The organism is Marinoscillum sp. HNIBRBA16962 (assembly GCF_057801515.1).
On sequence record NZ_CM173603.1, the window covers coordinates 784,406 to 794,979 of the forward strand.

4 protein-coding genes are annotated in these 10,574 nt (G+C 42.0%); all 4 read left to right on the forward strand.

Translation table 11 applies throughout. From position 1 onward, the window contains the following. Positions 1–67: 67 nt before the first annotated feature. The gene (locus AC3E9V_RS03260) at positions 68–1,135 is read left to right on the forward strand and encodes a metallophosphoesterase family protein (protein WP_488751756.1); all 1,068 of its coding nucleotides are present in this window, start codon (positions 68–70) and stop codon (positions 1,133–1,135) included. A 167-nt stretch (positions 1,136–1,302) separates the two neighbouring features. Beyond that, positions 1,303–2,148 carry a glycerophosphodiester phosphodiesterase family protein gene (locus AC3E9V_RS03265; protein WP_488751757.1) on the forward strand — a complete coding sequence of 282 codons (846 nt, stop codon included), beginning with the start codon at positions 1,303–1,305 and terminating at the stop codon, positions 2,146–2,148. Positions 2,149–2,313: 165 nt separating this feature from the next. Further along, positions 2,314–5,304, forward strand: a complete 2,991-nt coding sequence (locus AC3E9V_RS03270; RefSeq protein WP_488751758.1) for a CHAT domain-containing protein — start codon at positions 2,314–2,316, stop codon at positions 5,302–5,304. Positions 5,305–5,308: 4 nt separating this feature from the next. Then, positions 5,309–10,435: a LysM peptidoglycan-binding domain-containing protein gene (locus AC3E9V_RS03275; RefSeq protein ID WP_488751759.1), complete on the forward strand. Its 5,127-nt coding sequence runs from the start codon at positions 5,309–5,311 to the stop codon at positions 10,433–10,435. Positions 10,436–10,574 lie beyond the last annotated feature (139 nt).

Consider the following 10,574-nt stretch of genomic DNA (forward strand, 5'->3'; position numbering starts at 1 on the left):
AGGTAAGGTTAATGCGCATTTTTTTGGATTTGATCCCATTATTTTAGCAATTGATTAAATTTTCGTTGTGAAGATTACAAATAAGATCGTCTATCAAAATCTTGATAAGCTTTTTGAAGAATCTCCTTCGTTTGAACTGACAGGGAAGGATCGTTGGGTTATATTCAGTGACCTCCATATGGGGGATGGTGGCTCTACCGATGACTTCAAATCCAATTCGGATCTTTTTAAGGAATCTCTTGAAAAGCACTACTTAAAAAAGAAGTTTTCACTGATCTTGAATGGAGACGTGGAGGAGCTACAACGTTTTCCTGTAAAAAAGATACATGACCATTGGCGACCGGTTTTTGATCTTTTTTTAAAATTCCATAAGGAAACCAGTATTATAAAAACAATAGGCAATCATGATCTGGAGTTAGCGGTCATGAAAGAAAACCCTTATCCCTACCTGCTTACAGAAGCTGTACGGTTTACATACGGGGAGGATTCGCTTTTTATATTTCATGGTCATCAGGCATCCAAGAAATTTCAGAAACATAATGAGCTTATTGGCTTTACGCTCAGGTATTTTGCAAATCCATTAGGAATTAAAAACTATTCGGTTTCCCATAGCAGTACCAAACAGTATAAAATAGAAAAGCGGACATATCATTACTCAGCTTACCGGAAGATTGTTTCCATTATCGGCCACACACACCGTCCACTGTTTGAGTCTCTCCATAAAGTGGAACGCCTGAAGTATAAGATTGAGCAGCTCTGCAGGGAGTATGCCAGTAGCCCCTGTGATCAGGGTGGGTCCATTAAAGAATCCATTAAGGCGTATAAGAAGGATCTCAAGAAGTATTATAAGCAGAATGCCGAAACGAACTTTTTGAATTATGTTTATAATACCATTTTTCACATTCCCTGCCTGTTTAATTCTGGCTGTGTCATCGGGAAGCGTGGGATGACCTGCCTCGAGATAGATCGTGGGGTTATCAGACTGGTGCACTGGTTTGATGAGAAAACAAGTAAAAAGTATCTTCAAAAAACCGGATACGAACCCGAAAACCTGCCAGGTACCGATTATTACCGAATGGTCATAAATGAGGAGTCACTGGATTATGTCTTTACGCGAATTAATTTCTTGTCATGACAAACCTTCTAACTTATTACTCTAATTTTTGCTTTACTTATGTGTTTAAAGTTGCGAAATTAGCCGGGCCGCGTAGGCGATTTACTTCCCAATGTAATCATCCATGGTTGGACTACGTGTCGCGGTGTTGCTCAATCCCGATAGCTATCGGGATTGGGTTGAGCATCATGCTCATTTCATGTGTAGAGAAAGTGAAAGAACCTTTTGATGTTCAGGGACATAGAGGAGCACGGGGTATGATGCCTGAAAATAGCATCCCCGCATTTCTTTATGCAATTGATCAGGGAGCGACTACCCTGGAAATGGACCTTGCAGTAACTAAAGATAATCAGCTGGTGGTTTCCCATGAGCCTTACATGTCTGCCAAGATCTGTTTGCAACCTTCAGGTGAGCCAATTCCAGACTCCACAGAGAGTCAACTTAACATTTACCGAATGACATATGAGGAGGTAAAGGCTTTTGACTGTGGCAGTAAGCCACATCCTCGCTTTCCCGACCAGAAGAAAATACAGGTTTCGAAACCGCTTTTAAAACAAGTGATCGATACGGTAGAAATGTACTGCAGCCAGAACGGATTTAGGCCGGTAAATTTCAATATCGAGTTGAAGTGTCAGCCGGGAAGTGACGGCATTTACCATCCTGCGCCCGGAGCTTTTAGTGATCTGGTTTACAGGGAAATTGACGGAAGGATAGACTGGGCACGGATTACCATCCAATCGTTTGACTTCCGTGTTTTGCAATATTTTCATGAGAAATACCCCAATGTTTCGCTTGCCTTGCTTATTGAAAATGACCTTTCATACCAGGAAAACCTCGATTCACTGGGTTTCATCCCTGCCATCTACAGTCCATACTACAAATTACTCACCCAGGCCATCATTGATGACCTTCACAGCAAGAGCGTCAGGGTTATTCCGTGGACAGTCAATGAAGCGTCTGATATTAGCCGGTTAAAAGAGTGGGGAGTAGATGGATTGATAACAGATTATCCAAATCGGATAAAAGCTCAATAATTGTATTATAGCACTAAAGTATGGTGTTTCAGCAATAAAATGTTGGTGTTTATCTAATATATGTTGTTAGGTTTAGAGCTGCTGGTTATCTTGATCCCTGTAGTTAAGCCCATGATTGAATGAGAAAGAGAAAGTGGGCTTTTTTCAACCAGATTGTATAATTCAGTGAAGGTAAAAAACACCGCCGTTCTTATCCTGACTGTTTGGGCACTTGTGTTGTCCGCCCAGTCTTTTGAGGAGATAAATGTTCAGATAGAAGCCGATTTGTCCAGCAAAAAGTGGGAACAAGCAGGTGAAAAGATCGAATATTCCCTCAAAAAATTTGATGCGGATCCTCTCACAAAGGCTAACCTGAACCATAATCTTGGTTTTTGCAAACTGCAGTTAGAAGATTATCTGGGAGCTAAAAGGTACCTGGAGATTGCTCTCGAGCTTAAACAAGCTCATTACACCGAAAAGAATGCTGACTATGCAGTGACACTTCAGTTGCTTGGAGATCTTTCATTGCAAATAGGTGACTATGACAGAGCCAGGAATTATCTGACAGAAGCCCAGGAAAGTATTCAGGCGGATTTAGGAGAACTAACTGACGAAAACGTAGATGCCCTGGTCAATTTGGGTCAGTTTTACGAGGCTTTGGGAGACTACAAGACCTCCCATCACCACTTTGATAAAGCTTTAAGCATCAGTAAGAGTATCCACCACGAAAAAAGCAGCGAGTTTGCTAATGTGCTGAACCATATCGGAAGGATTTATATCCAGAATGGAGAGCTGGGGCTGGCCGAAGAGAGCCTGTTAAAAGCCAATAGCATCTATCACGACCTGGGAGAGGAGTATGCCATTGCTTATGTAGAATCACTGGAGAACCTGGCTATGCTGTATGAGCATCGGGGTGAGTTTTCCCAGGCTGAAAGGCTCCTGCTGAGCATTGAGCGGGAAAAGCGCCAGATTCCTGACCTTCCGGAAGAATTTTTACTTGAGACACTGAATGATCTGGGAATTCTCTACATGGATCTAAACAACATGGAACGTGCTGCAGGGTACTTCGGTGAAGTAAAGCGGGTCAGTGAGAAACACCTGGGAGAGGAACATAACTACTATGCGACAGCTATAAATAATTTGGCAGCTATAGCAAAAAGAGAAGGCAGGAATGAAGAAGCTAAAGACCTTTTGCTGGAAGCGATTGATATCTTCAAGTCTGTTTATGGTACCAATCACCCCCAGTATGCCAATGCACTTAATAATCTGGCCAGTGTGGAACGTCAGTTGGGGAACTTTAAAGAGTCAGAAGAATATTATAAATCTGTTCTGGAAATTGATAGGGTTATTTATGGTGAAAGGCACCCCAATTATGCGACTACTGTAAACAACCTGGGAATTTTATATTCCTCCATGGGAGACTATACAGCTGCCGGTCGTTACTATGAACAGGCACTGGAAATCAGGAAAAACAGCCTGGGTATAAATCACCCATCTTATGCCCGGTCTGTTGAAAATCTGGGTTTGCATTATTTTTCGTTGGATGACTTTAATCAGTCAGAAAAATATCTTAAAGAGGCTATTGATATCCAGATTAGGCAGATCACTACTGTTTTTCCTGCACTTACGGAGAATGAAAGAGCTTTATTCTACAAAAATATTCGTGAAGATATTGAGCGCTACACCTTTGTAGCCTATCAGCTGCTGGAAGAGCGGCCTGACCTCATCCAAAATATCTTTAACCATCAGATTGCGACCAAGGGAATTCTTTTTTCTTCTTCGGAGAGAATCAGACGGGCCGTCTTGAATAGTTATGATAATAAACTGATAGAGCAGTATACCCAATGGTCTGAGGCCAAAGTGCGTTTGGCAGGTTACTATCAGCTGGGGGAGGCAAAGCTTATACGTTTCGGAATTAATATCAGGGAAGTAGAGGAATCCATAGAGGATATGGAAAAGGATATGATGCTCAGGTCTGAAGTATTCGAAGGACTTTTTAACATAGAGCAAAAAAACTGGAAGGATATCAGGAGGAAATTAACTGAGGAGCAAGCGCTGGTTGAGATCGTTCGGTTTAGGGAATTTAATAATCAGGTAAGCGAGTCTACGGGATACTTTGGGTTTACGGATAAGGTTCATTATCTGTTTATTGTCTTAAAGCCTGATTCATTCGTAAATCCCGAATATGTGGTTTTAGAAAATGGCGCAGCTCTGGAAAGCAAAGGGTTTTCATTGTATTCGAACTCTGTAAAATATGAAAGTGACCTGAGAACCTCTTACATAAACTACTGGGCCTCTGTAGATAAGAAGTTAAATAATGTAAAGAAAGTGGTGGTTTCACCGGATGGGGTATTCTTTAAAATGAACCCCAATGTTTTAAAATCCGGAAAGGATGAGTATCTGATCGATAAATATTATGTCACCTATGTCACTAACAGTAAAGATATTCTGAAAACATCCACAAATTATGATGGGCAGCTTTCTGCTACCCTGGTAGGCAATCCTGATTACGGATTAAATAACGGAGATTTTAACTTCAGACTTGATAACCTGCCGGGCGCTCAAAAAGAGGTAGAAGACCTGGCTGAAATGATGAAATCCAAGGGGTGGGACATTCGAATATTTACACAAACAGATGCTTCCGAAACCAGATTAAAGTCTACTTACCAACCTACCGTATTGCATATTGCTACACATGGATATTTTGCTGATAATGATCCGGTAATTTCCAGAATTACCCCGGGAAACAATCCTATGTTCAAATCAGGACTTTATTTGAGGGGGGCGATCGAGTCTTATGGAAACTATCTCAGTGGTAAAGTACAAGACCCCAAGAATGATGGAATACTGTCTTCATTTGAGGCGATGAATCTCAACCTGAACAATACGAGACTAGTGGTGCTTTCCGCCTGTGAGACAGCTTTGGGAGATATAGAGCTGGGCGAGGGCGTTTATGGGTTGCAGCGAGCGATCATGGTGGCCGGAGCAGAAAACATTATTACAAGTATGACAAAGGTAGAAGACAAGGCTACACAGCAACTTATGACATACTTCTACAAAGAGTTTTTAGAGTCTGATCAGGTGATAGATTCCTTTAGGAATGCACAGTATAAGTTAAGAGAAACCTATCCGGATCCCAGGATTTGGGGGGCTTTTTTGGTGACAGGAAATGGATAATATTATGAATTTGCAGCGCTTTATACCTTTTATTGCTTTGCTGAGTTGCTCAATAGCTCTGAGTGCACAAGACCTCAATAGATCGGCAATATTTAAGGAAGGTGATAAGCTTTTCAGCAATGCGCAGTATGTGAAGGCAATGCGTTATTATAAAGAGGTTCTTGATCAGGAGCCTGAGCACCTGGGAGCCCTCTACCAGATGGGTGAGTGCCATCGCCTCATGTTTGACTATGAGAGCGCATTGCATTATTATGAAAAGGTGGCAAAAAATAGTCAGTCCCGATTTCCTTTGGCTCGTTTCTATTATGCTGAAATGCTGAAGCACGGAGGTGAGTTTAATCTTGCGTTAAAAGCATTCGAGCAATTTATGAGTAAGCTTAAAGAGCTGAACCTGCATGAAGACTCTACTTTCAGAGTATATTATAAGCAGGCGCATATCGAAAAGGAAGGCTGTCTGCTTGCATTAAATGATCTCACCAATCCTAAACCTGACCACAATTTTCAGCTCTGTGGCGATGAGATCAATACCGAGTATATGGACTTTGCTGCGTTCTCATATGATAATGATCAGATCCTATGCCTTACTTCTTCCCGTTCTTCCGGACGTGGAAACCTGATTGATTATCGGTTTGGTGAGTCTTTTGCGGATATATATCGGTATAAAAAGGTGAATGGTAAATGGGAAAGCTACACGGATGATCTCGAAAAGACAATCAATACCAAATGGGGAGATGGTTCAGGGTCGTTTAACTCAGATGCTACCAAGTTCTATTACACCAATTGCAATGAGAAGCTGGGGGACGTATGCCACATTTATGTTTCCAGACTTGTAAATGGCAAGTGGACCGAACCGAAGGCTCTGGGAGAAGCTATCAACCTGCCGGACTATGATTCACGTCATCCCAGTATCACACCTACGGGAGATACACTGTTTTTTGCTTCAAATCGTCCCGGCGGGTATGGTGAATATGATCTTTGGATGTCGGTCAGTGCTGGGGGTGATAACTGGAGCCAACCCCAAAACCTTGGAGATCAGGTGAATACGCCGTTTTTTGAAATTTCTCCTTTCTATGATGCTGATCAGCACGCTTTATTCTTCTCTTCAGACGGACACAGAGGTTATGGAGGGTTTGATATTTTCATGGCAATGGGAGCTTCCTTTTTTGATCCGGAAATATTTAACCCCGGATTTCCCTTCAACAGTAATAAGGATGAAGTCTTCATGTTTGTGAGCAACAACAGGGGGTATTTGTCTTCTAATCGTGATGGTGGATTTGGCAAACTGGATATTTATGAATTTCAGATAGAAACGGAAGAAGAAATTATCACAGAAATCTCTACTGAGGAGGCTGTAGCCGGGCGAAACTCATTGTTTTCAGATGACTATGATTTTGATTACGAAAATCAGAAAGCCATTAATGACATTATCTCCAGCTTTTTAGCCGCTAAAGTGGTAGATGTGGATTTAGCCTTGGCAGAGGAGCTTGCGGATGTATATGAAAAATTAAGCCTGGACGATAAGGATAGGATTAACCGGATCATCTACGCACGTATAAGGCAGCTGAATGAGCGGGATATCCAGGCTATGCGCATTGAGGATGAATTTTATTACCAGGACCTGAGTAGTGAAGATAAGAGTCACATGGACAATCTTGTCACCCGGTATATTGAGGATCAGGACCTTACCAGCAGGATTGGCCTTGGCGAATCAGAACAAGCTTTTTACACCTCGTTAAATGACGATCATCGGGAAAGTGCTGATCGCCTCATTGCCAAACGGGTTAAACAGGCCAATGCCTATGAGTATGAACCTGTTACTTATAACTCGTTGCCTGCAGCTGACCAAAGGCAGGTGGATAATCTAACTTATAAATACATTCAGGATAAGACCAGTCTTGATAAACTTACAATTTCACCAGCCCAGACGTATTACTTACGGGAATTGGAGTCCGGAAAAAAAGAGAAAGTCGTAGCCTCCGTGAAAGAAAAGATGCTGGATCTGACTAATGATCCGCAATTTGCACTTAATGAAGATGACAGGAAATTTTATCAGGCTTTAAGTGAGGAGCATTTGGAAGCGTTGAGGGAAATAGCATCGTCTTTCATCCTGGCAGATCTGAAGACGTTGGAACCCAACCTTGATCCCGGTAACCTGAAGATGTATCGATTATACTCTTCAAATCAGCAGCGTAGTTTAAATAAGATCCTGGCAAAGATCATCAACAATACAGTGAAAGCTGATATCTATTTTGCTGAAGCAAACTTAAGTCAGCCAGAGAAACGGGCTATAAGCTCGATATCTCAAGATCGTTTTGACGAATTCGTAGAGAGGAAAAGGATCACTGTTAATGAAGAAGAAGATAAGCTTAGGTTAAAGCGTTTCCTGACGGTCTTAGGGGATAGTTGGGTAGAACCGAAGGCTGTATTTATGCCCTCAGAATCAGATGCTCAGCTAGCCACAGTCGAGAGTGTTCCGGAATCCGAAGCAGTATATGTGGAGGCCTATAATTTTGAGACTCCTGATCTTTCCGGGATAAAGGAGATCGTTTCCAACCTGTTAGCAGCTAAGATGATGGGTGTGGACATTCCTCTTCCTACCAACCTTCTACATCAATACAACGGACTTTCAGAAGTAGATAAGAAACGGATCGAGAAGATCATTAATGCTCGAGTGCTCCAGCTTAATAAGAGAGACCTCCAGGCTCTCAGGATAGAGGACGAGCTTTATTATAAGGAAATGTCTGCGGGTCAGCGTAAGGAGCTCGATGATCTGATAACACAATACATCGAAGAGGAGGGGTTTTCTTCGAGCTTGACGATGGACGCTTCAGAGCAGGAGTTTTATGATGGCCTTTCCGAAACGGAGAGAGGCAGGGTGTATATGCTCATAGCTGATAGGCTGAAAAAGGCTGACGACTTTGCATATCCAACACCAAACTACGAAAAACTCTCCGAATCGGATCAGGGCCAGGTAGATCAGCTTGCCTATGAGTACCTTGAAGGCAAGACAAACATTGAGGAACTTACCATACCACAGGAGGCAGTAAACTACTTGAAGACATTGAGTGCTGACAAAAGGGACCAGGTTTTCGCCTCAGTAAAGGAGAAATTTTTAAACCTGGCAAATGATCAAAAATATGCTTTGCGGGAAGAGGATAAACTTTTTTATCAAAACCTGAGTACACAACACCTTCATGCTCTTCGGGAAATAGCAACCTCCTTTATCTTATCCGATATAGAGTCGGTAGGCAGCAATCTGAGCCCCGAGTCTCTGGCGATATATGATCAATATGAAAAAGAACAACAACAAATATTGAATCGGATCTTAGCCAGGATCATAAATAATACCATAAAAGCAGATATTTATGTAGCCGAAACACATCTCAGGGATCAAAAGCTTCCCGATAGCATTTCGGTCGGAGGAACCAGCATGGATGTTAGTCAGGTGTTTGCCGGTGCAGGTGAAGAGGATCTTCCTTATTTGAAAAGGTATCTCAAAGCTTCAGCTCAACAGCTGAAAGTATCTGGTAATGTTTTTATTCCGGCGGAACTGCCGGAGGTGGAGTCAAAAGAAGAAGGGTTGCCAGCTACATCATTGAGTCCTGTAGTAGAGGAGGGACAAAAAATTGAGACCCTGACATCTTCTGATATTCGGTTTTATGAAATGAAGCTTGAAGCTGAAAAGCGGATCATAGATCGGATTATTGCAAAAGAATATTTGAATAAGGAGTACAAAGACGCTTCCGTGATAGAAAGTGATAATGGTTACTTCAAAGCCCTGTCTTCTACTGAAAAGCATTATATAAAGTTACTGGCTACTGCACTTGAGTCTGGTGAAACCATTGAGCCAGCCTTACAGTCAAATGTGAGAGAGGCATTTTCTTTTTACTCCACCTTAGCTCCATTACTCAAGAAAAAATGGAACAGGTTGGTAGCGAGATCTGTTTTGGTTGAAAATGGACGAAGTTATAAGCTGAAACCCGAAGATTCAAGGTTCCTTACTTCCCTAAGTGAAGAAGAGAAGATACACCTTGAACGAATCAGAGATTTCAGGTTTGCTAACCAAAGAATTCTCAGTGAAGACCTTCAGGTGGAGTCGAAAGACCTGGCCACCAATACAGTAGACTTTGGAGTGGCACGATTTAATAATGACCAGCATAATTACGTTTCGGTACGAGGAACCCTAATTAGGAATGATAACGGAAGCCCGTTAATGGATTTTCCATTACTTGTGGTAAATGACCGGGAAGTGACCATCGCCAAAACCACAACCAGTCAGAATGGAGCATTTAATTTTGAAGATCTGCCAAAAGGGAATTATAAAGTAGTTGCGGGTGATTCGGTTACCCGGCAGGGGATTGCTTCACCCTTTTTTGTGAAAGGATTGCAGGTAGATGGCACACAGTCGGGTAGATTTAAATACATTAAAAAAACCAATATTTATTTTGATTTTGATTCTTATGAGCTAAGAAGGGAGGCAGTTATTACTTTGCAGGAAATTGCGGCGCTGAGTAAGAGACAGGAGATCTATATCGAATTGAAATCCCATACAGACGCAATAGGTGCTGATAATTATAATCTCAATCTCAGTCAAAAGCGGAATGATCAGACCCTTCAAAAACTTAAGAGTCTGGGTATGAAAGGTGAGCAGATTGAGTGGTTGGCTATGGGAAAAAGAAGCCCCGTGGCACCGAATAATTCACCGTATGGAAGACAATTTAACAGGCGAATCGAGATTTCCATAAAGTCTAATAAGCCGATAGACTATGAACCAGCGGAAATTTATCTGGTGAGGCCACAGGGGACCCTGTATAGTATTTCAAAAAATTATGAGGTGAGCATAGAGGAGATCAAAGCGCTAAACGGACTAACAAGTGATGTGCTACAAGCCTACAGTCCCATACGAATCCCAAATCCTGACAACCTGCGGCCAAACCTTGATATGCTGATAGAGTTAAACGAGTCTGTGGCACTATCCGAGAATACGTACAGGGTGAAACAAGGAGAGACAGTTACTTCTATAGCCAGTAAGTTCAATGTGCCGGAGGAGCTGATCATGGAAATGAATAACCTAAAGAGTGCCACGCTTGTACCTGGCCAGGAGCTTAAGATCTACGTGAGAGGAAACTAGTGTCAATTCAAACGTTTAAATGACGGGCAAGACGGCAGTAAAAATGAGCCTGGCCATTCATCAATGTTAATGTTAGCATAATTTTTTGTTTCCCTGTCCGATAATACCTGGTGATAGGTTTTTAGTCGAGTGTATTTTA

What these genes read in the sequence shown, in the direction of transcription:
- AC3E9V_RS03265 (WP_488751757.1), top strand. Translation starts at nt 1,303, where the DNA reads ATGCTCATTTCATGTGTAGAGAAAGTGAAAGAACCTTTTGATGTTCAG.
- AC3E9V_RS03275 (WP_488751759.1), top strand. Translation starts at nt 5,309, where the DNA reads ATGAATTTGCAGCGCTTTATACCTTTTATTGCTTTGCTGAGTTGCTCA.